This window comes from Streptococcus sp. CF10-1 (genome assembly GCF_024295825.1).
In the GTDB taxonomy this organism is placed as follows: domain Bacteria; phylum Bacillota; class Bacilli; order Lactobacillales; family Streptococcaceae; genus Streptococcus.
Genome location: NZ_JANCPQ010000020.1, coordinates 1 through 585 on the forward strand (window position 1 = coordinate 1; position 585 = coordinate 585).

Consider the following 585-nt stretch of genomic DNA (forward strand, 5'->3'; position numbering starts at 1 on the left):
CACAATGGGCGCAAGCCTGATGCAGCGACGCCGCGTGAGGGATGACGGCCTTCGGGTTGTAAACCTCTGTTAGCAGGGAAGAAGAGAGATTGACGGTACCTGCAGAGAAAGCGCCGGCTAACTACGTGCCAGCAGCCGCGGTAATACGTAGGGCGCGAGCGTTGTCCGGAATTATTGGGCGTAAAGAGCTTGTAGGCGGTTTGTCGCGTCTGCTGTGAAAGGCCGGGGCTTAACCCCGTGTATTGCAGTGGGTACGGGCAGACTAGAGTGCAGTAGGGGAGACTGGAATTCCTGGTGTAGCGGTGGAATGCGCAGATATCAGGAGGAACACCGATGGCGAAGGCAGGTCTCTGGGCTGTAACTGACGCTGAGAAGCGAAAGCATGGGGAGCGAACAGGATTAGATACCCTGGTAGTCCATGCCGTAAACGTTGGGCACTAGGTGTGGGGGACATTCCACGTTTTCCGCGCCGTAGCTAACGCATTAAGTGCCCCGCCTGGGGAGTACGGCCGCAAGGCTAAAACTCAAAGAAATTGACGGGGGCCCGCACAAGCGGCGGAGCATGCGGATTAATTCGATGCAACG

Annotated in this window: 1 rRNA gene; it reads left to right on the forward strand. The window is 57.3% G+C overall.

From position 1 onward, the window contains the following. Nucleotides 1-585: ribosomal RNA gene (locus NMM25_RS10530) — 16S ribosomal RNA — on the forward strand; the annotation flags it as partial.